The 24,184-nt window shown below is 36.9% G+C and carries 22 protein-coding genes; 8 read left to right on the top strand and 14 right to left on the bottom strand.

The features are described 5' to 3' along the window. Positions 1 to 8: 8 nt before the first annotated feature. The 3 genes from BM163_RS08010 to BM163_RS08000 all read right to left on the bottom strand — a co-directional run bounded on the left by BM163_RS08010 (position 9) and on the right by BM163_RS08000 (position 2,657). Positions 9 to 452, bottom strand: coding sequence for a MarR family winged helix-turn-helix transcriptional regulator (locus BM163_RS08010; protein WP_089801961.1), 444 nt, complete (start codon positions 450 to 452; stop codon positions 9 to 11). A 216-nt stretch (positions 453 to 668) separates the two neighbouring features. Then, positions 669 to 1,769, bottom strand: coding sequence for a M50 family metallopeptidase (locus BM163_RS08005; protein ID WP_089801959.1), 1,101 nt, complete (start codon positions 1,767 to 1,769; stop codon positions 669 to 671). A gap of 18 nt (positions 1,770 to 1,787) precedes the next feature. Continuing rightward, positions 1,788 to 2,657: a patatin-like phospholipase family protein gene (locus tag BM163_RS08000; RefSeq protein ID WP_089801958.1), complete on the bottom strand. Its 870-nt coding sequence runs from the start codon at positions 2,655 to 2,657 to the stop codon at positions 1,788 to 1,790. A 217-nt stretch (positions 2,658 to 2,874) separates the two neighbouring features. On the opposite strand from BM163_RS08000, the gene BM163_RS07995 reads away from it, so the two are divergent. Continuing rightward, entirely contained in the window at positions 2,875 to 3,771 is an 897-nt protein-coding gene (locus tag BM163_RS07995) for a manganese catalase family protein (RefSeq protein WP_089801956.1), read from the top strand. A gap of 130 nt (positions 3,772 to 3,901) precedes the next feature. Here the strand turns inward: BM163_RS07995 and heR are convergent, their stop codons facing one another. Continuing rightward, the gene (heR, locus tag BM163_RS07990) at positions 3,902 to 4,690 is read right to left on the bottom strand and encodes a heliorhodopsin HeR (protein WP_089801954.1); all 789 of its coding nucleotides are present in this window, start codon (positions 4,688 to 4,690) and stop codon (positions 3,902 to 3,904) included. Positions 4,691 to 4,764: 74 nt separating this feature from the next. Then, entirely contained in the window at positions 4,765 to 5,304 is a 540-nt protein-coding gene (locus tag BM163_RS07985; protein ID WP_089801952.1) for a TetR/AcrR family transcriptional regulator, read from the bottom strand. Between the two features lie 219 nt (positions 5,305 to 5,523). On the opposite strand from BM163_RS07985, the gene BM163_RS07980 reads away from it, so the two are divergent. Further along, complete coding sequence (locus BM163_RS07980) at positions 5,524 to 6,153, top strand: FMN-dependent NADH-azoreductase (protein ID WP_089801949.1); 630 nt, start codon at positions 5,524 to 5,526, stop codon at positions 6,151 to 6,153. Between the two features lie 89 nt (positions 6,154 to 6,242). Here the strand turns inward: BM163_RS07980 and gtfA are convergent, their stop codons facing one another. The 6 genes from gtfA to BM163_RS07950 are packed head-to-tail and all read right to left on the bottom strand — an operon-like array spanning position 6,243 to position 13,895. Continuing rightward, positions 6,243 to 7,709, bottom strand: coding sequence for a sucrose phosphorylase (gene gtfA, locus BM163_RS07975; RefSeq protein ID WP_089801947.1), 1,467 nt, complete (start codon positions 7,707 to 7,709; stop codon positions 6,243 to 6,245). Positions 7,710 to 7,725: 16 nt separating this feature from the next. After that, positions 7,726 to 8,685: a carbohydrate kinase family protein gene (locus tag BM163_RS07970; RefSeq protein WP_089801945.1), complete on the bottom strand. Its 960-nt coding sequence runs from the start codon at positions 8,683 to 8,685 to the stop codon at positions 7,726 to 7,728. A 16-nt stretch (positions 8,686 to 8,701) separates the two neighbouring features. Further along, on the bottom strand, positions 8,702 to 10,891 hold the full coding sequence (locus BM163_RS07965; protein ID WP_089801943.1) for an alpha-galactosidase: 2,190 nt from the start codon (positions 10,889 to 10,891) through the stop codon (positions 8,702 to 8,704). A 15-nt stretch (positions 10,892 to 10,906) separates the two neighbouring features. Further along, on the bottom strand, positions 10,907 to 11,728 hold the full coding sequence (locus BM163_RS07960; protein WP_089801941.1) for a carbohydrate ABC transporter permease: 822 nt from the start codon (positions 11,726 to 11,728) through the stop codon (positions 10,907 to 10,909). Beyond that, the gene (locus BM163_RS07955; protein ID WP_089802006.1) at positions 11,728 to 12,594 is read right to left on the bottom strand and encodes a carbohydrate ABC transporter permease; all 867 of its coding nucleotides are present in this window, start codon (positions 12,592 to 12,594) and stop codon (positions 11,728 to 11,730) included. The genes BM163_RS07960 and BM163_RS07955 overlap by 1 nt, the downstream gene beginning before the upstream one ends. A gap of 59 nt (positions 12,595 to 12,653) precedes the next feature. Next, on the bottom strand, positions 12,654 to 13,895 hold the full coding sequence (locus BM163_RS07950; RefSeq protein ID WP_089801939.1) for an ABC transporter substrate-binding protein: 1,242 nt from the start codon (positions 13,893 to 13,895) through the stop codon (positions 12,654 to 12,656). 346 nt (positions 13,896 to 14,241) lie between these two features. Between BM163_RS07950 and BM163_RS07945 the strand changes: the two genes are divergently transcribed. Beyond that, entirely contained in the window at positions 14,242 to 15,231 is a 990-nt protein-coding gene (locus tag BM163_RS07945) for a LacI family DNA-binding transcriptional regulator (protein WP_089801937.1), read from the top strand. Positions 15,232 to 15,312: 81 nt separating this feature from the next. Here the strand turns inward: BM163_RS07945 and BM163_RS07940 are convergent, their stop codons facing one another. Next, complete coding sequence (locus BM163_RS07940; protein WP_089801935.1) at positions 15,313 to 15,714, bottom strand: hypothetical protein; 402 nt, start codon at positions 15,712 to 15,714, stop codon at positions 15,313 to 15,315. A gap of 174 nt (positions 15,715 to 15,888) precedes the next feature. Between BM163_RS07940 and BM163_RS07935 the strand changes: the two genes are divergently transcribed. Together BM163_RS07935 and BM163_RS07930 are read left to right on the top strand one after the other, a co-directional pair. Continuing rightward, positions 15,889 to 16,827 carry an ABC transporter ATP-binding protein gene (locus BM163_RS07935; RefSeq protein WP_089801933.1) on the top strand — a complete coding sequence of 313 codons (939 nt, stop codon included), beginning with the start codon at positions 15,889 to 15,891 and terminating at the stop codon, positions 16,825 to 16,827. A gap of 1 nt (position 16,828) precedes the next feature. Then, positions 16,829 to 18,346: an ABC transporter permease/substrate-binding protein gene (locus BM163_RS07930; RefSeq protein WP_089801931.1), complete on the top strand. Its 1,518-nt coding sequence runs from the start codon at positions 16,829 to 16,831 to the stop codon at positions 18,344 to 18,346. An 84-nt stretch (positions 18,347 to 18,430) separates the two neighbouring features. Here the strand turns inward: BM163_RS07930 and BM163_RS07925 are convergent, their stop codons facing one another. Next, entirely contained in the window at positions 18,431 to 19,972 is a 1,542-nt protein-coding gene (locus tag BM163_RS07925; RefSeq protein ID WP_089801929.1) for an HD-GYP domain-containing protein, read from the bottom strand. A 553-nt stretch (positions 19,973 to 20,525) separates the two neighbouring features. Between BM163_RS07925 and BM163_RS07920 the strand changes: the two genes are divergently transcribed. The 3 genes from BM163_RS07920 (at position 20,526) to BM163_RS14205 (ending at position 22,315) form a co-directional block, all read left to right on the top strand. After that, on the top strand, positions 20,526 to 21,527 hold the full coding sequence (locus BM163_RS07920; protein ID WP_089801927.1) for a potassium channel family protein: 1,002 nt from the start codon (positions 20,526 to 20,528) through the stop codon (positions 21,525 to 21,527). 379 nt (positions 21,528 to 21,906) lie between these two features. Next, positions 21,907 to 22,188, top strand: a complete 282-nt coding sequence (locus BM163_RS14020) for a hypothetical protein (RefSeq protein WP_170243685.1) — start codon at positions 21,907 to 21,909, stop codon at positions 22,186 to 22,188. Next, positions 22,106 to 22,315, top strand: coding sequence for a hypothetical protein (locus tag BM163_RS14205; RefSeq protein WP_170243687.1), 210 nt, complete (start codon positions 22,106 to 22,108; stop codon positions 22,313 to 22,315). The genes BM163_RS14020 and BM163_RS14205 overlap by 83 nt, the downstream gene beginning before the upstream one ends. Before the next feature lie 176 nt (positions 22,316 to 22,491). Here the strand turns inward: BM163_RS14205 and BM163_RS07910 are convergent, their stop codons facing one another. Further along, complete coding sequence (locus BM163_RS07910; RefSeq protein WP_089801923.1) at positions 22,492 to 24,141, bottom strand: FAD-dependent oxidoreductase; 1,650 nt, start codon at positions 24,139 to 24,141, stop codon at positions 22,492 to 22,494. Between the last annotated feature and the right edge of the window lie 43 nt (positions 24,142 to 24,184).

Here is a 24,184-nt window from a genome sequence, read left to right as displayed (position 1 = left end):
CCATCATGTTAACAATGTCTGTGCTCTGGATCTAAATTACTTAACAACTTTTTCATATGCACTAGAATGGCTTGTTCTTCTTCCTCATCAATACCTCGAAGTAATTTTTGGTCAATCTTTTTTTTATGCGTTTGAAAGTCTTCAAGCACTCGCATGCTTTGGTCTGTCAAATTAATAAGTTTGTGTCTCCCATCTACCTCACTTTTTCTCCGTCCAATAAAGCCCTTTTCTTCTAAACGTTTCAATAGACCTGTTACCGTTGGATTTGTCAAATGAAAATGTTCTTCAATATTCTTTTGATTCACCTCTACCTTATGGTAATGAGCCCCACCAAGAAACAATAAAATATCGCCTTGAGAAGATGTGAGATTATGCTGTTCAAAATAGTGATTTTTCTCCTTTTCAAGCGCAAAATAAACAAAACGTATGTAAAGAATTAAATCTTCCGGCAAATGAAACCCTCCTCACTAATACATAGCATGCTATCTATTATTACGTTTTACACGACTTTTGTCAATAAATATGATTAAACTAAGAGCAAAATACGTATTAACACAAATGAACATGAAAAAAACAGCCCAAAGTGACTGTTTTTTTAAAATAATCATGTATAGTTTTTCAAAAAACGGTAATACCCCGTCAGTTATGAAACAAGTAAAAAAGCATCTTCAGTTTATGTTTGCTTTTTCTTCTTCTAATTCACTTTCCAGATAGTTAAGTAATGTCTGTTCCATTTGCTGCTGCCCTATACTAGGGTAGTAAGGAAGGACACGTCTCGCTTCATCAATATGATCTCTTGCTTTTTCATCATTTTGATCATAATAGGCAAGAAACGCTTTTACCCGGTGGCCATTTGCATCCTTATCCTTGTCCAATCTTTTTAAAAGCGGTCGTATTCGTTCGACCCGCTCGTTATCCATCAATAGAATACCCGCGACAACAAGCTCATATTGTACACTGGTCAGTGTCAGTGGATCACAGTCCGATAACCGTAATTCTAACGCTTCTGTTGTCTGCTCGAGTAAGTGCATATCAAAACAATCTAGTGCATGATAATGTTTTAATACAAGGAGGGTTATATCCTCATTATCATTTAATCCATTAAAATCAAGCGCTTTTGGACGCGTTCCAGCCATTATTTGATTAGCAAAATTAACAACCTCAATTTTATCTATAATTTCTTTTTTGTCACGCATTAAGCCTAGAATATATGCCCCATCGGAATACATATTAGATGACGTTTTAAAGGGATAGCTGTTCATAACAACAATAAGTCCCGAAATAATAGTAAACACTCCAAAAAAGAAACGTGTATTTCCTGTTGAGTATGACATTATAAGATAAGCAAAAACAGCAGAAAATAAGTTAAATAAAATGCCGCCAGCAAAAAAGAAGCTGTATTGCCACTTTGTCACCACAGAATCCTCTGGTGGCGACATTGCACAAAGACCGCTGTAACCATTATTTTTCACATAGTCAACCGATAACTTTCCATTAACTTTCTTCCATTCTAAAAACCCGATGCGGTAGATAAGTAGACGCATACCAATTAATTTACCCGTCACAAAGTGACCAGCTTCATGAATATTAATAACTAAAAATAAAGAAATAAGTAAAAATAAGTAAAAAAGTATGAAGTTCATAAAAGTTAGTTGTTCTAACATAGGACCGTAAAAAGGATTGCCAAAGCCTGCATAAAGCCCCAAACCGATACCGATAAGAATACACACACCGTAAAAAACTATATATTTAAACCATTGTTTTTTCATAGGTCACCTCAACCGAGTTTAATATACTTTGACTGGCAGAGAATGCGTTAACCAATCTTTTAATAAAGGCGTCTGATGTTTAGCAGCCGCCACACCTGCTTCGTGCAACATATTTAATTTTTTCGGATCCTTTTCCGCGCGTTTAACTTGCTCATGCCCCTTTGGACGAATAATAAATACATCGCCTTGTTCTTCTAAAGCTTCCAACTGATCAAGTGTTTGATTATATATTTCATGTCGCTTCAACATGGCTTCAACGAGTTGTGGGTATTCACGGTATACCAATTTAGATGTTAATTTAGCACGAAAGGGTTTCTTACGATAGCCTTTAGGACGTGTTAATACAACAACATGGCGTTTATACCCATCTTCAATCGCTTTTTGTATAGGGATTGGATCGGCTATGCCCCCATCTAATAATGTGTAACCGGCTAATTTCACTGGTACACCAACTAATGGCAAGCTACTAGATGCCTGAACAGCCGTAAATACATCCGCTTCTTGTCTATTATCAAAGTAACGGACATCACCCGTCTCACAGTCCGTTGTCGGGATAACAAAACGCTCATCAATATCATGAAATGTTTTAAAATCAAATGGCACGAGTTCATTAGCAATTTCGTTGAATAAGAAGTCCATATTAAACATGCCTTTGCCTTTAAAGACATTTCCCATATTAATATAGCGGGAATCATTAGCAAAATTCACATTGATGTACCGACTCCTATCTGGTTGTCGAGACAAATAACTTAAGGCATTACATGCACCTGCTGAGACACCAATCACATACGGGAAGTATAAATCTTCGGTCATCATATAATCAAGTACGCCAGAACTAAATACACCGCGCATGCCGCCACCTTCTAATACTAGGCTTGTTTGCTTCAATCGCTACACATCCTCTTTATATTTTATAAATGCACTTCTACTAATTTCCAATTATAACAAACTCGACGCATCTTAGCGATGACTTTCTAAATTTTCGCACAAAAGTCCCGCTCCTTACATATACTATAACTACTTGGGTCATAACTTGTATACCCTTTAGTAAAGAAGTATACAATAAGCCCCTTAGATATAAGCTTAGAAGGAGGCGTAACGAAATATGTTTCAACGAACAAATAAACTGTTAATTGATTTACCTGAGCCTGACTATGGTGACAAGAAGGCGGCTTTGGTCGTACAAGAACTATTAGGAGGGAAATTCGGTGAACTTTCCACACTAAACAACTATTTATTTCAATCATTTAACTTTAGAGAGCGAAAAAAATTAAAACCTTACTATGATTTAGTTTCAAGTATTACAGCTGAAGAACTCGGTCATGTCGAGCTTGTCAGCCATACCATTAATCTATTATTTAAAGACGTATCAGACGTCCCGTTTGATGTTAATGATACCGCATTAAGAGGAGCTGTGGCATTCCCACACCCGAAACATTTTATTCATTCAGCCAATACTTCTTTACCAATCGATGCCACGGGGAATAGTTGGACCGGTGATAATGTTTTTTCAAGCGGTAATCTTGTTCTCGATCTCCTACACAATTTCTTTTTAGAGATTGGTGCAAGGACACATAAAATGCGTGTCTATGAAATGACTGACCACCCAACTGCAAGGGAAATGATTGGTTACTTATTAGTAAGGGGAGGGACGCATGTCGTAGCTTACCAAAAAGCAATTGAATCGTTAACCGGTGTATCTCTAGGAAAGCTACTGCCAATTCCAGATGTGTCAAATAAAAAGTTTGATACGGCGAAAAAGTTTGAAGACCAAGGACTCGGTAACGTACTTTATAATTGGAATGACGTCGGTGATTACTTAGGCATTGAAACAATTTTTACTGGCACACACCCAGAAACAAATGCATCATTAATCGTAAAAAAGGGCACACCTATTGGAGGAAAGATGCCTGATTTAGACAGCTTGCCTGAGTTCTTTGCGCCAGGTCTAGATCGTGACGACTACACCCGCGTTGCTAAACACTTAATGAATAAACTTTGAAATTAATCGTTTCACGCACTTACGAGCTGTATAAAGAGTTGATCCTGCTTTATATTAAAATGAAAATCCCCTCGTGAACTGCTTAAACACAAGGGGAGAATAATTTACACCTATTTATTTTCATGATTGGTTATGGCTGCATCGCACCAAATAGCACAAGCCAAGCGAGGATAGTTTTAGCTACAAGACTTAAGATAATATAGACCCGTTCACCATATAAATAATCTTTCCACTTACCAACCTTTTTATATTGCAAAATCATATTCACCGGGAATGTATTAAAAGCAACGAAGTACGTGACAACAATTGCCCATACAAACCACGGGACCATATCAAAGTTACCTGTACCAAACATGTAGAGAAAAATAGCAATCCACGGAGCAATACCAGCAATTGAACCCCATACAAAGGCACCCCAGCGAACATGATGTTTATCTCGCCCTTCATTTAATTGTTCCATCACAAGACCAAATAAGTTCATTGTTGCATTTACTATAAAAATAAGAATAAGTGATGCAATATCATGTATTCCAAATAGCGTTGAAATTAACACAATCATAATGGACGAGCTAAGTGCGTATTCAAACCATCTAAATTGATTAATCCCTCTCTTTAAATCTCGATTATAAATAGCATTCGTCTTTTTAGGTAACGCGATAATAAAATGAGCCAATGCCGAAATAAATAAGAATGAACTAACTAAAATACCAAAAGGTAAATCAAACAACTGATCCTGTGCAAGTTCAAGTGATTGCGTTTCCGGATTAAAAGATAAATAAAATTGCGTGATTGTCGGACTAAATTCGGAAATGGTTTGAATAACAGATGTCGCAAGGAATAGCATAATAATCGCTTGAATAAAGTGAAACCCACCCATAATTAAATTAAAACGCCGTAACTTATCAAATCGTTCATTCATGTTTGTTGCCTCCTTTTTATTTCTAATTATCTATTCCCTTAAGAAGTAGGCGCTTAAACAAAAAAAATACGCGTTTATTTCAGAAGTTCATCAATAGCATAAGATATTAAATCACTTCGCTGTTGATTTACTTGCCTAATCGCAACTGCACTACTATAAATTCCACCCACAAGTTTATAGGTATACACTTTCGCCATCGGTTCAGATATGGTATTCTTCGACTTTACTACGAGGGGCAAAAAGCTATGTACGAGAACAGCTTTAATTTCTTTTTCAATTTCGAGTTTATAATTATAAAAATTTAGCTGACAGTGTCCCTCTAAGTAATCATGCAACTCAACAATCGCTTCTAATACGTGACGAATAATTGACGGGCCTATAGTTTCCGCTTTGCTAAATGGCAACAATACATAGCGAATGAGTCTTTCTTCTATCGTATACGATAAGAGTGCCTGTTTATCTTTAAAATGATGATAGAAAGTGGCACGATTAACGCCTGCCTTTATTGTAATATCTTTCACCGTAATTTTTTCAATTTCCCTGTCTACCATTAAAGCGAGTAGTGCATCTATAATACTTTTTCTTGTCCTAACAATTCTCGGGTCTGTATGCATCTAAGTGATTCTCCTCTACATATTTAGGTTTTTTCAATATACATCCATCTATTTTACTTCGTTTATAGAACATTTGACGCATTTTTATAAAAAAATCTTTTTTTAATACAAAATATTTGTCTTGAACTGAAGATAATTATATAATACCAAATATAGTCATCATTTGAAACTATTTTAAGTGGTAGGCAAATAAAAAGATTAATTGGAGGAAATATTAGAATGAATTTATTAATTGTTACAGCAAATGATCGTCCATCAAGTCAAGCGACATCTCCCAAAATGTATGAAGCATTTATGGAAGAGTTAAAAAATAACGACAACGTTAACGTCACTGTTTACGACGTATACCAAGAAGATACACCATACTTAGGTCAAGACATCTTTAATGCTTACATGAAGTTGGAAGCTCATGAGCCTTTAACTGAATCTGAGGAACGTTTATTTAATGCTCAAAAGAAAGCACGTGATTTATTTGAAGCGGCAGACACAGTTGCTTTTGTATTTCCGCTATGGAACTTAACTATTCCTGCTAAGCTACAAACATTTGTAGACTATGTATTCGCTGCAGGCTACACATTCAAATACGATACTGAAGGTAACATGATTCAATTAATGAATGATAAAAAAGTCATTTTACTCAATGCACGTGGCGGTGTATACTCAACGCCTGAAATGCAACCAATGGAAATGGCTGTGAACTATATGCGTACGTCATTTGGCGGTGTAATGGGTATGGAAATCATCGATGAGGTCATTATCGAAGGACATAACCAAGACCCTGTAAATGGTGAAGCGATTGTTGCTGAAGGTTTGGAAAAAGTAAGAGCAGTTGCTAAAAACTTAAAATAATGTCTCACAATATGGACGAATTATAAAAAAGCGCGGAAAAGATAATCTCTTCTCCGCGCTTTTTCAATAGTTTATGTCAAGTCATAAGTTTAAATGTAATAAGCAGCTTCTTCTCCAAGTTCATCTACATAATGAATCTCTGATTGTCCTGTTGATAGATCGACGTGAAGCTTACAAATATATTGATCCTTCTCCCATTGTAACGCTACGGTTCCTTCCCTACTCGGCAAGACAGTAAAATCACCATCAAAAGCTGGATACTCATTTCTAAATCGAATTAGGTCTAGTAAACGCTGAACGATTTCTTTTTCTAAATGTTTTTCTACGTCACTTACAGAGAAGTTTTCCCGGTTAATTTCCCGTCCATCCCCTGTTTCTTTTACACGTTCATCTTGATTGATACCCGCAAGTAAACCTACATAATATACTTGTGGAATGCCAGGTGCAAAAAATTGAATTGCGCGCGAAGCAAGATAACGCTCATCGTCTTCATTTAAGACAGAATAGTACGTACAGCGAATTTGATGCACGTCAAAACCATCCGCGTCTTTGTGATCTTCTGAGACGATTAAACTTAGGTTTGATCCCCTTGCAATTGTTTCATCAACTAACGTTCTTGCTTCTTTTGTATCAATCATTCCATCTAAATCAGGTTTAACTGGAATACCATCATGACAATCTAGCATTGTGAACTGATTAGCTGGCCTGTCCTTTAAGTAAGTAGTTAACGCCTCTGACTCACCATTAATCATCGCTTCTAAGATCCGGTACGGCAAGATAAAGTCATAAATCCAAAAGCCATGATCACTTAGTTTGTATTGAATGGAATGATGCGCATGCACTTCAGGCAATAACGTGATGTCAAGTGAGTCTGCAAGGGCTTTTATCCAATCAAGAAACTTATAAATATCGGGTTCAACAAAGAAACAACTTGTGCCAAGTTTTTTTATAATATAACCGACAGCATCTAAGCGGACAATACTTACATTGTTCTTTTTAAAGTTTAAAAAGAACTCAGTAAATAACGCTTTAACTTTTTCTGAATGTACATCTAAATCAATTTGTTCAGATGGGTCTGTTTTACCGAACGTTGTCCAGACGCGTTCGGTTTCACCCGTTGCTTCAATTTCAAAAGTAGAATAAGGCATTGGACGTCGTAAAAACATCTTATCGATATCTGCTTGTTTCGGCTCACCATCAGGCCATATCTTATCTAATGTTAAAAAATAGTCAGCATACGCGGATGCTCGGCCATTTTTTAAGAAATCTTGAAAGTATGGTGATTGTTGAGAAATATGGTTAACCATTAAATCCAGTAACACATCCCGTTTTTCTCCAATGGCTTTTATATCATCCCAATCACCAAAATTCGGGTCAATCTCTAAGTAAGTAAGTGGCGCAAAGCCTCGGTCACCCGACGATGGAAATGGCGGTAAAATATGCACACCACCAGTAAATATATCTGAAAAATGTTTATCTAATAACTGATTCAATTCTTTTAAGTTGCCACCTAAAGAATTTGGGTACGTAATGAGTTGAACTTTATTATTTAACACAAGCCTTGCTCCCTTCTTATCGATGTGGTTCCTTTTCTAATAGCTGATGGTAGTTAGGTAAATCGACAACCGCACCGGTAAACTGCAATTTATACGCACTTGTTTTAAATCCAAGATAAAGCGCCTCTTCTATCAGCAAACCTTGCGTGATGCCTGTATAAAAACCTGACCAGAAGGCATCTCCAGCTCCCGTTGTATCAACAACAGTTGATGCCTCCGTTTGATAGTAAGTTTTTTCACCTTCAAAAGAAACAATGGCGCCATCTTTTCCAAGTGTCATTAATACAATCGGACACCCTAAAGCATGGAACTTATTGATTTGATTTTCAGGCGTATCTTTACCAAAAAGTCTTTCAGCATCATCTTCTGAGGGTTTAACGATATCTGATTGTGATACCATCTCTTTCATCACAGAAAGACCATCCTCATACTCTTCCCATAAACCTGGGTGATAATTAGGATCAAACCCAATAATCACATCTGATTGCTTAGCTAACGCCACAGCTTCATATATCACCGCTCGAGATAATCGATGCGACAGTGGCCATGATGAGATATGCATTATTTTCGTATCTTGAATAGCCGCCTTTAATTCTTCCGTTAACACAATACGGTAATCGCTACCGCGATAAAAAATAGGTATAGGACTACCTTTACTTTTATTCACAATAACCATACTTGTGGACACTTGACTTCGTTGAACAAGCGACGTATCGACTTTTTGGTGTTTTAAATGATGGATAAGAAAGTCCCCAAAACGGTCCTCTCCCACACAAGCAGCAAGCTTTGCTTTTCCACCTAAGCGATTAATATTCATACACAAGTTAGCGGGCGAGCCTCCAAAATAAGCATGAAAACCATTATTTTCAGTTAACGCTTGATAACTATCCGAAATCATATCAATCAATATTTCCCCAATAGAAAGCACATCGGTTGAAGCAGCTTTCAACATAAAGGGTTGATCTAGTCTTACCATAGCGATCGCTCCTTTCTTAGTTAGTAGCCTCTAAACGATATAATGTGCTCTTAAAATCGTGCTTAGCAAAAGGCACATTGAGGCCAATATGCATCAGGCTATCCCCACTGAAAATATCACCTGTTTCAATAATTCGATAATCTTTATCAGGATCTAATCCTAATAATTTGACAGACTTAAATGGTCCATTTGCTTCTGCTAAAGTGTGTACATAAATAAATACCGCTTCATCTTTTGACTTATTGACATGAATAGAGCCATAGTTGCTTGTTTCAAACGGACTTACTAAGCGATAAAAATCACCGTATTGAATCGTCTTGCGAATAGACTTATAAAGATCTACTTGGTCTTTAATACCTCTAATCTCTTCATCCGATAACTTCGTAACATCGAGTTCATAACCCAAGTTGCCATCCATTGCAACGTGACCTCTTGTCTCAAGCGGTGTCGTTCTTCCCACTTGATGATTTGGGACTTCTGATACGTGAGATCCCATTGAACTAATAGGGTAGACAAGACTTGTTCCATACTGAATACGTAAGCGAGAAATAGCATCCGTGTTATCACTTGTCCATGTTTGGGGCATATAGTGAAGCATTCCTGGATCAAAGCGCCCACCACCACCAGAACAGCTTTCAAATAATATCTCAGGAAATCTTGACGTGATGGTTTCCATGACATGATAAAGACCTAACATATAGCGATGTGCCACTTCTTGTTGTTGGTCTTTAGGCCAATAACTTGAACCGATTTCTGTCATATTACGATTCATATCCCACTTCACATAGCTTATCGGTGCTGATTCTAAGATGGCTGATACACGCGTTATCATTTCTTGACATACATCTGGACGCGAAAAATCTAAGACCAATTGATTGCGGCTCTCTGATCGTCGTCTATTAGGTACGTGTAGGCACCAATCAGGATGTGCTTTATATAATTCACTTTCCGGTGAGACCATTTCAGGTTCAAACCACAAACCAAACTGCATACCCATAGCATTAATTTTTTCAGCTAAAGACTTTAAGCCATTTGGTAATTTTGCTTCATCAACAAACCAATCGCCTAAAGAAGTAAAATCATCATCACGTTGACCGAACCATCCGTCATCTAACACAAATAATTCCACACCAGCATCTTTTGCTTTATCAGCAATGGTTAAAATCTTATCTTCATTAAAATCGAAGTAAGTAGCTTCCCAATTATTGATTAAAACCGGGCGCTGCTTGTCACGATGCTTCCCTCTGGCCAGTCGTCTTCCATAAAGGTCATGATACGTTTTCGACATGTCATTTAATCCTTGATCGGTATAAACCATGACGACCTCTGGTGTTTGAAAAACCGATGATTGTTTTAGTATCCAGTTAAAATCAAAATCGTTGATTCCCATCATCACGCGGGCCTGGTTAGTCTGATCAATTTCAACTTCAGCTTTAAAGTTTCCACTATAGACAAAACTAAGCCCATATACATCACCCTTAGTCTCGGTCGTTTCCTCTCTTACCAAAGCAATGAAAGGATTTTGGTGATGACTACTAGATCCACGGCGACTTTCTATACTTTGCATCCCGCGACGCAGTCGTAAACGTTCAATATCTCGCTCTCTTACATGCGCTCCCGGTAGGTTAATCATTTCAAATTCTGTATCTCTAAAATCAACACTCATAGAGGCTACTTTTTGTAGTGAAAGTGTGTCTGTTCCCTTATTTTCAAAAAGAACTGAGCGTGTGATAACATTTCTAGTTGAATAGACCGTATAAATCAATGTGACGTGTAATTGCGTCAACGCATCAATTAAATATACTTTTAACGTATCCGCCTCTGAGTTATCCTCTACATAAGTAGATGGAAGTCCTGTTAAGGCTTGTTTTCCTGCTTCAATTTCATGACTAACATAACGCAAATCAGTAATTCGACTACCATCTGGCGATTCGATATGAAGTGCTGGCGAGCGAAAATCAGTATGACCATATGATGGATACTCCTGTGGTAAAGTATCTAATGAAAATGTACGATCTTCTTTATTCGGATTACCACTAAACCCTCGATCAATATAACGTAGAGCTTTCGGCATGGATGTCGAACGTACACGTTTACCCCAGTATAAATGTGCAAGATAATTATTATTTACAACTTGAAATAAATAACTTGATTGACTTGTCTGTAAATGAAATGTTTTTGTCTCTTGATCAAAATAGATTGCCATAAGTACCCTTCTTTCTTATGATTTAATTGCCCCTTGTGTAACACCGCTAATAATGCGTCGTTGCAAGAAAAGATATACGACTAACATTGGTAATAATGCCATTAAATATGATGCGAAAGCCAAATTATAGTTTGTGGCGAACTGACTTTGGAAGACATATTGAACTAGCGGCAATGTTCGATCACCTTGATCAGATAGGATAACTAATGGTAATAAGAAATCATTCCATGCCCAAAGTGCTGTGAGAATACCTACTGTCGCATTCATTGGAGATAAAATCGGGAAGATAATTCGCCAGAAAACACCCCATTTTGAACAGCCATCAACAATGGCAGCTTCTTCTAATTCTTTCGGGATGGTCTTTACATAACCGGTATAGAGGAACGTATTAAAAGCAAGACCGTAAACAACATAAAGGATGATTAGACCGTTTAAGTTCATTAAACCAATCGCACTCATTTGTTTAACAATGGGTAACATGATAATTGGGAACGGAACAAACATCGCACTAACTAAATAAAAATACAAGAACTTAAAAGCTTTTCTGTGTAAGTTTCTTGCAATAGCATAAGCGACAAGTGAATTGGATAGTATTGTAAATATAACGGTGAAAAATGTAACATACGCACTGTTTGCAAATGCGTTAAAGAAATTGGTCATTTCGATAGCTGTTTTAAAGTTATCAAATGTCCAAACAGAAGGTAGTGCTAAAATAGATTGCGCTGTCTCTGCTGGTGTTTTAAAGGCATTTATCACCGTAATAAACACCGGGAATAGAATGAATACCGATCCTAACATAAGAAGAATCGTCGTTATATAATTTGTTTTATTACGCATTACAATTGCACCTCCCGTTTTTGAAGGAATCTAATTTGAATTATTGATATAGTGACAATAACGAAGAAGTAGACAACAGCGTTAGCAGATTGTAACGCAAATTGACCTCCCGTAAAACCATCTTGATAAATCAAGAGTGAGATAGACTGCGTTGAACGACCTGGTCCACCCCCAGTTAAAGCAACAACATGGTCAAAGACCATTAAGAAGTTTTTCATTGCTAGTACCATATTTATCGTGAAAAATGGCGCAATTAATGGAAACGTTACATGACGGAATTGTTGCCATTTACTCGCACCATCAAGGCCAGAAGCTTCGTATAAATCCTCTGGAATTGTTGCTAATCCAGATAGATAGAGAATGACATTCAGTGCAGCTGCTTGCCATACACCAACAATTACAATAGCGATCCAAGCATAATCACGATTTCCTAATATACTCTTTGCAATTCCCTCAATACCAAAAGACTGTCCAATCTCAGGAATAAAAACAGAAAAAATGAATTTAAAGACAAAACCGACAATTAAAATACTTAAAATATTTGGCATAAAATAAATGCCACGGAGTGTTTTATGAAACTTCACTTTCGAGTTTAATCCTAGTGCAACTGTTAAACTTATAATATTAACTAATACAGTTGATACAATGGCAAATTTAAAGGTAAATTGGTAGGAGTTTAAAATGCGTGGGTCTCTAAATACATTGATATAATTATCAATACCGATAAAATTCCAATCACCGTATCCCCGATAATCTGTAAAGCTATAAAAAATCCCCTGCAAGAGAGGGAAAGTATGAAAACTAAAGAATAAAACAAGTGCAGGTAATACCATCATTAAATATACCCGCGTGTTCTTTTTATCCATCATTGGATTTTCCTCCTTAAAAGTAAGGAGGAGAAATACTATTTCTCCTCCATATCACATTATTGGCTTAATCGCTCATATTCAGAGTCCATTTCAGCTAATAAATCTTCTAATGAACCACCTAATATATAATCTTGGAACATAACCTCAACTGCGTAGCCTTGAGGGTAGTAGTGATCTGAGAACGGTAAAACATCACCAACTTCAAAAAATGGTTGTAATTCTTGAAGTGCTGGGTCTGTTTGTTCAGCACCATCAACCGCTGCGAACATACGCTGTGTTTCTAAATAAAATTCGACATTTTCCGGCTGTAGTAAGAACTCAACAAATTGTTGTGCTTCTTCTGGATGGTCTGAATCATCTGCTATCGCAATGGCTACATCAACACCTGATACAATGCTATTATGACCATTTGTCGCTGGCATCGGGAATACACCTACTTCTAATTCTGGATTCGCTTCCAAAATCGGACCTAATGCCCAAACACCTTGTAAGTACATTGCTGCTTCACCATTAGCAAAGGCTGTATTACCCATATTGTAATCTGATCCAAAGACATCGTTTTCAGCATATGGAAGAAGCGTTAATAGCTTTTCAGCAATTTCACCATATACGTCAGTAAAAGATGTGTTTCCTGCCTCTAATTCGTCAAAGAATTCCATCCCGTGTGTATTTGATGCAATTGTATTAAGTGGTGGTAAAATCGTCCAAGCTTCACCGTATGTTGACATTAACGGATTCACACCTGCCGCTTGAATTTCATCTAGCAAACTAATAAATTCATCCCATGTCGTTGGAATTTCTAGACCTAAATCATTAAAAATAGTTTTATTGTAAATAACACCATTTGCATTTACTGAATGAGGGAACGCATACAACTCATCCGTGCGGCTTAAGCGTTTTAACATGTCTTCATATTCATCTGTTACTGTGTCAAGAAGCGGGTCACCAGATAAGTCTTTCAACACGCCAGCGCGAGCTACTTCACCAAATGTAACACCACCGTTAATTGTTAAAACATCTGGAATATCATTTTGAGACAATCGCGAGAATAAAACCGTATCAGCATCCGGTGAATTATTTTGAACAACTTTAATGTTTGGATTCTCTGCTTCAAATTTTTCTATCAACGCATCAAATTCTCTTACTGCTTCACTCTTAAATTGAAAGAACTCCAATTCAACCTGATCACCTGACGTACCATTTGATGCCTCATTATCTGTTGTGTCATCCCCACCACATGCAGCTAATACTAGTAAAGCAAGTAACAATACGATGACACCTTTTATCATTTTATTCATTTTCCTAACCTCCTGTTTTTTTGTAAGCGTTATCAACTATAACCTAAAAAATAAACCGTCTTTCTTTCTGTTGAGGATACGCCTCCTTTTAAAAGTGTAAGTTTGCATTAACTTTATGACTACATAATATCACCCGCGAAAATGTATGTCAATCGTTTTCATACGTTTTTTTATATTTTTAAACACTTAAAACTACCAAAAATACACATAATGTGCGATTTAACATCGCAAACCTTGTCACTTTGCACAAATTGGAAACGCTTTAACTGAAAATATTATGAAAACCTTTAACATATGATATACTAATGTCATAAACTACAACTATCACACAAATGAGGAATGCCCTATGGTCAGTATTAAAGATGTTGCTAAACATGCAGGAGTCTCCGTTACCACCGTATCACGCGTAATGAATAATCGTGGATACATTGGGGAGGCAACACGCAAGAAAGTGGAAGAGGCAATAAAGGCACTCAATTATTCTCCTAATCAAATTGCGCGATCCCTCTTATCTAATGAGTCGCATTTAATAGGATTAATTGTTCCCGAAATCCGTCATCCATTCTTTAGTGAAATCGTTCACTGGATTGAACATTATGCCAGCCAAAACAATTTCAAAATCATTATTTGTAACTCCGTTAACGATAAAGAAAAAGAATCTGGGTATTTACAAATGTTGAAAGAGCACCGGGCTGATGGTGTCATTATGTGCTCACATACGTTAGACATAGAAGTATATAAAAGCTTAACGATGCCCATCGTAACCTTTGATCGTATTATTTCATCTAAAATCCCCTACGTTGCAAGTGATAATTACCATGGCGGAGAGCTCGCTACACAACACCTAATTAAAAGAGGCTGTCGCAAGTTATTACACATTGCCGGCCCTCTAGATTTTGAGATGCTTTCCAATCGTCGATTCGATGCTTTTCAGATGACATGTTCTCGAAACAGCATAATGTGGGATGTTATTGAAGGAGCAAATGTTGATTTCACATTTGAGGATAATTATCGTTTCATTGAAGATAATTTAGCTGATATAATCAGAGATTTTGATGGTGTATTTTGCAGTAATGACATAATGGCTTATGCACTGTCAGTCTATGCATTTAGACACGGCATCACTGTGCCGGATGATTTAAAAATTATCGGGTATGATTACAATAGTTTTATACGGACATTACAGACGCCAAAATTAACAACAATTAAACAGCCGATTGAACAACTGTCAAAACAATTGGTTAAATCACTTATTAAACAAATGAAACATAACGATCAGCCCCTAACAGAACGAGCAATCTTTGATGTAGAGCTAATTAAAGGTGAAACAACTTAAACAATGATTCTATTAAAAAGCCCCTCACCGTCATAACCTTGACTAGTGAAGGGCTTTTATCATAATTTAAATATGATCCTGTTAAAACTTAATTGTAACCTCAAATGACGTCCCACATTTTGGACAACTTGTTTTATGTTTTCCACGTTTTCTCGGCAATCTCAATGTTACACCGCAAGCAGGACATTCACGATAACGTTTAGATGGTAAATCATTTAATCGTTGAAACATTTGCCTCACCGTTTGCTTCACTCGATTTATTACACTCAAGTAGACAGCGTTTTCTCGTTGCCTTACACTAATATTCTTTGAAAACATCCGAAAGACAGCTAGGGTAATAACAATGGTCATTGCTCCAGTCATTAAAGCCGGCATAAACCAACGACTTAAAAAAAGCAACACAAAATATAGCACCAACATACCAATATAAAGCTGATCAAGACCATAACGTCCAATCATAAATTGTTTAAACTTCTCCTTCACACCATAACCTCCATTTAATAACCACACAAAAAAACATCTATTCCAACAATTCTATCATATCAAATCTATTGAACTATTGGCTAGCTGTTAACGCATTGTTTTGACTCTATCATTATCGGGTACTTAAAATTATTGAAGCAATTAAAGAAACTTAATCTTGAAAGGAGAAATACAATGATTCGCTTTGAACATGTAAAAAAGACATTTAACGATGGCACAGTGGCCATCAAGGATAGTAGCTTTGACATAAAAGCAGGTGAGTTCTTCGTTATTATCGGACCAAGCGGCTGCGGTAAGACGACCACACTTAAAACAATCAATCGACTCATTCCAATTTCTGATGGGACTATTTTTATTCAAGATAAAAAAATTAGCGCCTACGATATTAATAAATTGCGTTGGAATATCGGTTATGTTCTTCAACAAATTGCGCTTTTCCCTCACCTAACCATCGAAGAAAATATTGCGATTGTGCCTGAACTAAAAAAGTGGTCCAAAGCCGCTATTATGCACCGGGTGACAGAGCTATTAAACATGGTCGGATTAGAAGCTGAAAAGTATCGTAAACGCTACCCGCATGAGTTATCAGGTGGCGAACAACAACGCGTCGGGGTAGTGCGTGCGCTAGCAGCAGACCCTGATATCATACTAATGGATGAACCATTTAGCGCACTGGACCCTATTAGTCGTGAAAAATTACAAACTGACATCCAAGACTTGCAGAAGAAAATTAAAAAAACAATCGTATTCGTTACCCACGATATCCGTGAGGCAGTAAAACTAGCTGATCGCATTTGCTTAATGAAAGAAGGGAATATCGTTCAAGTAGGTACACCTGAAGAAATCATTCATAAACCAGCTAACGATTTCGTTCGTACCTTTACCAAAAGTGTGCAACGCAATAACACCTTTGATTTAAAAAGACTAATAATTGAAGATATTAAAAATGATGCACCACACGTTGCTATTAGCACATCTACTTTTGAATTATTAAGACGGTTCAAAACAACAGACCAACTCATTATCACAGAGAACGATAAAGTGATCGGCACTCTAACAAAAGATATGTTTATCGATGCTTTTATCGATCATTACGAGAAAGGGGTGGTCTAAGATGACACTTTTTATTGAAACATTATCTCAGCGTCAAGACCAGTTAATTAGCGCTTTAATTGAACATATCCAGCTATCATTTATCGCCCTATTTTTCGCTGTACTTATCTCTATTCCTCTTGGCATTTATTTAACACGCAAACAGTCCCTAGCTGAGACGATCATTGGTATAACAGCTGTTTTACAAACCATACCATCTTTAGCCTTACTCGGGCTATTTATTCCTTTGTTCGGAATTGGTAAAGTACCTGCCGTTATCGCTTTAACCATTTACGCTTTATTACCTATCATAAGAAACACCTTTACTGGAATTAAAGAGGTGGATGACTCACTTATTGAAGCAGCAACAGCTATGGGGATGAATTCCATAAAAAGACTCGTAAAAGTGGAAATCCCCCTTGCTATGCCCGTTATTATGGCTGGTATAAGAACAGCTATGGTCCTCATTGTTGGTACAGCCACACTTGCCGCATTAATTGGCGCAGGTGGTTTAGGAGATATTATTTTACTGGGTATTGACCGTAACAATACGTCACTCATTTTTATTGGTGCAATACCCGCTGCTTTATTAGCTATTTTATTTGATTTCATCTTAAGAAAACTAGAAAAAGTGAATTACAAATACTCTATCACAGCCATTGTGGCGATTCTTGTTTTAACACTAGGTTTAACACTAGCCCCATCTTTTCTTAGTCAAGAAGATGAGACCATCATAATCGGTGGTAAGCTTGGTGCTGAACCTGAGATTCTTGTTGAAATGTATAAGGCATTAATTGAAGAAGAATTAGATGTAACAGTGCGTACGCGCTCTGGTTTAGGTGGAACCACCTTTGTCTTTAATGCCTTAGATAGTGGAGAAATTGACTTATACCCTGAGTTTACGGGAACAGTTCTTGGTGAGTTAATCAGAGAACAAGCTGAAACAAACTCGGCTGAAGCCGTCTATGCCCAAGCAAGATCTGGTATTATGCGCGATTACAACATGGCACTTTTAGAACCAATGGCATTTAATAACACCTATGCTCTAGCTGTTACAGAAACACTTGCTGAAACTTACAATCTTGAAACGATTTCTGATTTGGAGCGAGCCGTTGACGATATTAAAGCAGGTTTCACTTTAGAATTTTCTGATAGAGAAGATGGCTATTTAGGTATTCAATCGCTATACAATCTTACCTTCTCATCGCTGCAGACAATGGAACCTAGTTTGCGTTATCAAGCGATTGAATCTGGGGATATTAACCTGATTGATGCCTACTCAACAGACCCTGAATTAGAACGCTATAATTTAGTCGTTTTAGAAGATGATTTAGAGTTATTCCCACCATATCAGGGGGCACCATTATTGCGACAAGAGACGTTAGACAATTATCCACAACTTGAAGCTATTTTAAATCAATTAAGTGGTCGCATCACCTCTGATGAAATGCGTGAAATGAATTATCGTGTAGGCGTTGAAAATGAAGAGGCAGCTATCGTTGCAAAAGAGTACTTGACCGAACAAGGATTAATTAATTAATTAACCCTTTTACGTAAAAGCAGCACACACTCCTTTTATTATTCAAAAAAAGATGAGGTTGACTAACTGTCAGCCTCATCTTTTCTATTCGTTTAATTGTTTTAATACTTTGTGTATAAAAACTTCTACAAGCTCAGGATCAAATTGTGTGCCTTTATGTTGGTTTAACTCATTCATAGCCATTTCTTTAGAAACAGCGACTGAATAAGGGCGTTCTTTTGTCATCGCATCGTACGTATCACAGATGGCTAAAATACGACTAAGATAAGGGATTTCTTCCCCTTTAAGTTGTCTCGGGTAACCCGTGCCATCAAAAAACTCATGGTGGGCAAGCACTATATCTGCTATACTTTTAAATTCTTGTGATGCTTGCAAAATACGAAAACCCATTTCCGGATGTTGTTTCATTTCACGTTTCTCTTTTGTGTCCAATCTCGTTGTTTTATCTAAAATCGTATGATCAACAGCTACTTTTCCGATGTCATGCAGTAGCCCTGCTGTTTTTAATCGATAAATGTCCGTTTGATTTAGATCGAGCACTTTACCAAACTGTTCTGCTAGAAAACTTACACGCTCACCGTGCTCTTTCTCTCGCGGCTTTTTCTCATGTAGCACAGCCAAAATACCACCAATAATGTCTTTTCGCCCACTCGATTTTGTATATAATTTATTCTGATACATTCGGTCCTCAGCTAAGTGAATCAATTTCAACAGTGTCTGATCTTCTTTTCGTTTATAGCTAAAACCAAACGCAATAGATAATTGAATATCTTTTACTTTTACCTGTTTTGCTTTCTCTTTGAGGTTTTGCACAAATGACTTCATTAAATCTTCTGATGTTTCTGTCATAATAATAACAAACTCATCTCCTCCAATTCGCGATAAGTACATCGTCTCGTCCAATTGAGCTTTAGTGATCTCTACCGCACGCTTAATTAATTCATCACCAAAATCATGACCAAATGCGCCATTCATCATTTTCAGGCCATTAATATCCAAAAAAATCACACCGAAATGTTCTGTTAGCTCATTGTTTAACCTTTCGATAAGTTGCTCATAGTAGTGACGGTTATAAACACCTGTTAACGCATCGTGCTCACTCATGTATTGAATTTTTTTCTGGTAGGTGACCAGTTCTGTTTCGTCAATAACAGCCAGATGAATCACGGTTTCATTTGACCGTGAAAGTTTTTGAAGAAATTTAATATTCTTTACCGGTTCTGTTCGCGTTTGAAACGAAAAAGAGGTCGCTAAATGATCGCTATTTAATTGTTGAAAGAAGCTATAAAATCGTTCTTGGTCTTTTTCTGAAATGAAATGCTGTAACTCGGATTGATATGGTATGAGCGAGCGAAATATATGATGACTATAATGATTAGCTTTTTCAATGATACCCGCTCTATTCACTATCAAAAAACCGACAGGTGCATCCATAAACAAGCGCTCATATTCCTGTTTAGTTTCCCAAAGTACTTGATTTATGTCTCTTAATTCATCATTCTGATGGTGTAATTCTATACGGTAACTTTTTAGCACTTCAACGAGTGTGTCCTTTGCCTTTTTAAAATCACTATTAGTATGAACAATCGTGAAAATACGTTCTATTAACTTCTCTAACTCACTCATCACATCAGTTCCCTTCACCAATCATTTTATTCTTAACATGTTTCCGAACACCTACAAGAACATACCCTATGTCCAGTTATTAGCTTTAGGTTTCCCCTATCTACTTGCGTATTTTCTACTCAAATTCCATAAAGCGCATGATTGATAACGATGCATCTGATTCTACTAATAACCTTTTATACTTATTGACTTGAGAGATGTAACAAATCAGTGATATAACCTTGAGTTATTTCGGTAAAAAATACAAGAAAAATCCAAAATCATTACGTTAACACCGTAGGGTATGTGACATTTTAACCTATTATACCCTCTTTAACTTGAGTCAATTATACTGTATTTATTGTTAAAATACAATTTATTGTAGTAATCGTTAAAATAAATAGGTTTATATACCTATCTCATTGAAAGTAATAAAGTCGTTTCATTTCGTTAGATACGCTTATGGCATATAAAGCATTTATACTCAGTCTCTTGTATTTCCTCAACATGCAAAAAGTGCTACAATGAAAGTGCTTTACTTGAAAAATCAAGATACACCTCGAGGTGATTACCATTGCAGAAGTATAAACGGACATATTATATTTTTTCTTTATTACTAATCGTTAATATTATTGGCACAATCGGGTATTTAACTTTACTAGATATCCCCTTTATTGATGCTCTCTATATGACTGTTATCACTATTTCCACTGTTGGTTTTGGAGAGGTTGTTCCTCTAACATTTTCAGCTAAAATATTTACTATTCTCTTAATCTTTTTAAGTTTGGGAATTATAGGTTATGCAGGGACATCGTTGGTACATTTCTTTTTTGAAGGAAAAATGCGAGAGGCATGGAGGGAACGTAAAATGCGTGATCAACTAAGTCAATTGAAAGACCATATGATTGTTTGTGGGGCTGGAGAAACAGGTAGGCATGTTATTGAATCATTAAAACAAGAAAATATTGCATTTGTTGTTATCGAACAGGATGAAGTAAAGGTTGAAGCTTTGAAGCGCAATAAAGTGATAGCTTTTTTGGATGATGCGACAACAGATGAAGCACTAGAAAAAGCCGGGATTTTAAAAGCTAAAGGTTTAATAGCAACTCTTTCAACGGACGCAAGTAATTTATACACTGTTTTAACAGCCCGAGAAATGAATCAGCAACTGATGATCGTCGCAAGAGCCATTAACAATAATTCTCATGATAAATTAATTCGCGCAGGTGCAAATAAGACCGTTTCTCCGAATGAAATTGGTGGGCATCGAATGGCTTCCATGTTATTAAAGCCGTCTGTCGTAGCTTTTTTAGATACCATTACCCATTCAGGTAACATTGACCTTAATTTAAATCAGGTCGTGATTAATCCTAAATCACAGTTATGTAATAAAACGTTGATGGAGGCTAATATACCTGAAAAAACAGATTTAATTATTATCGCGATTAAAAATCCACAAGATGAAGATATTATTTTTAACCCTATGAAAGATTATCGATTAAAACCTTATCAAACGCTTATTGTACTTGGCGAAGATAAAGATTTATTCAAATTAAAACAATTAGCGGAACGCTAAGTCTGCTTCATCGCATACCAAAAAAGACCGAAAGTATTAAGTAACTTTTGGTCTTTTTTAAACTATGTTGCTATAAGCTAGATACATTGGGCGAAGGTGACATTTTAATCTTTTATTTTTATAAACACTATCTCTTGAACATATAGCCGCGCTTTTTGAACGTTAAACCTTAGGTTATACGCACCTTCCTCTAGTATCACTTTTGGTAGCTTTTGAGTAACTTTCTCTTCTTATGTATCGCTAGCTTGAACAGTTCCGATTACTATATCATTTAAATGAACTGTCACAGCCTACTGACTTAAATCTTCTCCTATTGATGTATAAGCAATGTACGGCCGATAAACACCTGAATTGGCTACTGTGTAAGTTAAGGACTGGCGTGACATTTTCTTTCGTTAATATATTCGTTCCATTAGAGGGTAAAACGAGTGGACAGAAGGCGAAAATAATAGAAGCAGAGGTTATTGCCCTGGTTGACTATGCCGTTAAACAGCATAAACCACTTGCCATCGAAAGATTGGATACAACGGCGGTCCAAAGCGTCGCGTCCTTATGGAAACAAGAAAGCCAATCGGAAAATGGGTGCATTTGCTTATCAAAAGATGATCCTAGCGATCAAGTCAAGAACCGAAAAAATGGGGGTTGCTGTCTACGTTGTTAATCCCACTTATACCAGTCAAATTGGCAAGATGAAATATATGAAGCGACTCGGTGTGTCCATTCACATGGCAGCGTTTGATGATTATTTTTTAATAATACAGCACCTTCAGCAGCCACCTTTCGACTAAATGCACTAAAACCTTCAATTGGGACGCCTATCTTACTTATCATTCATCTTCACTCCTAACTTTCTCTACTTTCCACCACCTTAACAGAATGCTTAATGTATAAAAACATGATAAACACGATGGAAAATAAAGTAAAACAAGAAGGTAACTCATATGAGTTACCTTCTTGTTAACTATTACTTATCCTGTTTCTTTTTAGTTGCTTGATAAAATTTATTTCCACCAGAGAGATTTGAAACATCCTTAAATCCGTAATTAATCAAAATGTTTTGTACCGCATTCCCAGTCGTACCACTATTACAATAAGTCACTGTAGGTAAGTTCTTATCTAACTCATTAAGTCTCGCACGAACAATCGCATGTGGCATACTTATGGCACCATCTACACAGTTTACTATATGTTGTTTCTCTGCCCTTGCATCAATTATTTGTAACGGTTGATTGTCAGCCTGCATTTTTCTAACATCTTCACTCGTTTTTAATGCGCGGTTATTCGTCATAGCATTATCAAGTATCATACCACTATAGTGTATAGGATCTTTCGTTGTCGAAAACGGCGGTGCATATGCAAGATCTAAATGGAACAATTCATCAACTGTCGCACCATAAGTAATTAACGTACTAAATACATCAATGCGTTTATCTACGCCCGCTTGTCCTACAATTTGTACACCTAGTAATTTTTTCGACTCACGATCAGCGATGGCCTTTATATTCATCTCTGTCCCATTAAAGTATGCCGGTTTATCGGGTTTAATATTGTGAGAAATTTCAACATCATAGCCTGCATCTCGCGCTTCTATTTCAGACAAACCTGTATTAGCAATCGCAAATTCAAATAACTTATAAATACTTGTTCCAAGTATGCCTTTAAACTCTAACGAGCCACCCGATAATTGATCTCCGGCAATACGACCCGTTTTATTCGCAGTAGAACCAAGCGGACGATAAACAGGTTGATTTGTTTGTCGTTGGAACGTTTCAATACAGTCACCACAACTGTAAATATTTTTAATATTTGTTTCCATTCGCTCATTTACTTTAATCGCACCCGTCTGACCAATCTCAATACCAATCGCTTTAGCGAGCGTCACATTTGGCTTCACACCAGTAGCTAAAATGACAAGATCAGCTGGAATCGTTTCTCCTTCATCAATCAAGACGTAATCAGCTCGAATGGTTTGAACTGTTTTACTCGTTCTCACGTCAATACCTTTTTTCGCAAGTTTATCTTCTAAATAATCCGCCATGTCAGGATCAAGATTTGAGGTGATGTGGGGCTTCATTTCAACAATAACCACATCAATATCACGCTCGATTAAGTTCTCAAGCATCTCAAATCCAATGAAGCCTGTGCCAACAACGACCGCTTTTTTCGGTTGATGTTCATCGATATAACCTTTAATTCGGCGCGCATCTTGAACGGTACGTAATGAATGGACATGCGGCAAATCAACACCGTCAATCGGTGGCACAATGCTTTTTGCTCCGGTTGCAATAACAAGTTTATCGTAGGAATCGGTAAACGTTTCGTCTGTCTGCAAGTTTTTCACATACACTTGTTGGTTGTCATGATCTATTTTTGTTACTAAATGCGCGGTATGAATATCAATGTTGTATTTCTTCTTAAAGAAAGCTGGATCTCTTGGCGTCAACTCCTCAATCGATTCAACTTCATTCCCAATATAGTAAGGTAAGCCGCAACCAGAATAAGAAATATCGACATCCTTCTCATAAATCGTAATCTCTAAATCATCTTGGTTCCTCCTTGCCTTTGCGGCCGCTGATGTTCCGGCAGCTACTGCGCCTATGACAATAAGTTTCATCTTGTCTGCCTCCTCAATTATATTTCAATTATTAAACATCTTT

Origin of the sequence: Halolactibacillus alkaliphilus (genome assembly GCF_900115465.1) — a bacterium.
Taxonomy (GTDB): Bacteria; Bacillota; Bacilli; order Bacillales; family Amphibacillaceae; genus Halolactibacillus; species Halolactibacillus alkaliphilus.
This window is presented reverse-complemented; position numbering and strand designations above follow the sequence as displayed.

Coding starts and splice junctions, on each gene's coding strand:
- BM163_RS08005 (WP_089801959.1), bottom strand. CDS start 1,769: ATGAAAAAACAATGGTTTAAATATATAGTTTTTTACGGTGTGTGTATT.
- BM163_RS07995 (WP_089801956.1), top strand. CDS start 2,875: ATGTTTCAACGAACAAATAAACTGTTAATTGATTTACCTGAGCCTGAC.
- heR (WP_089801954.1), bottom strand. CDS start 4,690: ATGAATGAACGATTTGATAAGTTACGGCGTTTTAATTTAATTATGGGT.
- BM163_RS07985 (WP_089801952.1), bottom strand. CDS start 5,304: ATGCATACAGACCCGAGAATTGTTAGGACAAGAAAAAGTATTATAGAT.
- BM163_RS07980 (WP_089801949.1), top strand. CDS start 5,524: ATGAATTTATTAATTGTTACAGCAAATGATCGTCCATCAAGTCAAGCG.
- BM163_RS07970 (WP_089801945.1), bottom strand. CDS start 8,685: ATGGTAAGACTAGATCAACCCTTTATGTTGAAAGCTGCTTCAACCGAT.
- BM163_RS07965 (WP_089801943.1), bottom strand. CDS start 10,891: ATGGCAATCTATTTTGATCAAGAGACAAAAACATTTCATTTACAGACA.
- BM163_RS07960 (WP_089801941.1), bottom strand. CDS start 11,728: ATGCGTAATAAAACAAATTATATAACGACGATTCTTCTTATGTTAGGA.
- BM163_RS07955 (WP_089802006.1), bottom strand. CDS start 12,594: ATGGATAAAAAGAACACGCGGGTATATTTAATGATGGTATTACCTGCA.
- BM163_RS07950 (WP_089801939.1), bottom strand. CDS start 13,895: ATGAATAAAATGATAAAAGGTGTCATCGTATTGTTACTTGCTTTACTA.
- BM163_RS07945 (WP_089801937.1), top strand. CDS start 14,242: ATGGTCAGTATTAAAGATGTTGCTAAACATGCAGGAGTCTCCGTTACC.
- BM163_RS07935 (WP_089801933.1), top strand. CDS start 15,889: ATGATTCGCTTTGAACATGTAAAAAAGACATTTAACGATGGCACAGTG.
- BM163_RS07930 (WP_089801931.1), top strand. CDS start 16,829: ATGACACTTTTTATTGAAACATTATCTCAGCGTCAAGACCAGTTAATT.
- BM163_RS07925 (WP_089801929.1), bottom strand. CDS start 19,972: ATGAGTGAGTTAGAGAAGTTAATAGAACGTATTTTCACGATTGTTCAT.
- BM163_RS14205 (WP_170243687.1), top strand. CDS start 22,106: ATGGGTGCATTTGCTTATCAAAAGATGATCCTAGCGATCAAGTCAAGA.
- BM163_RS07910 (WP_089801923.1), bottom strand. CDS start 24,141: ATGAAACTTATTGTCATAGGCGCAGTAGCTGCCGGAACATCAGCGGCC.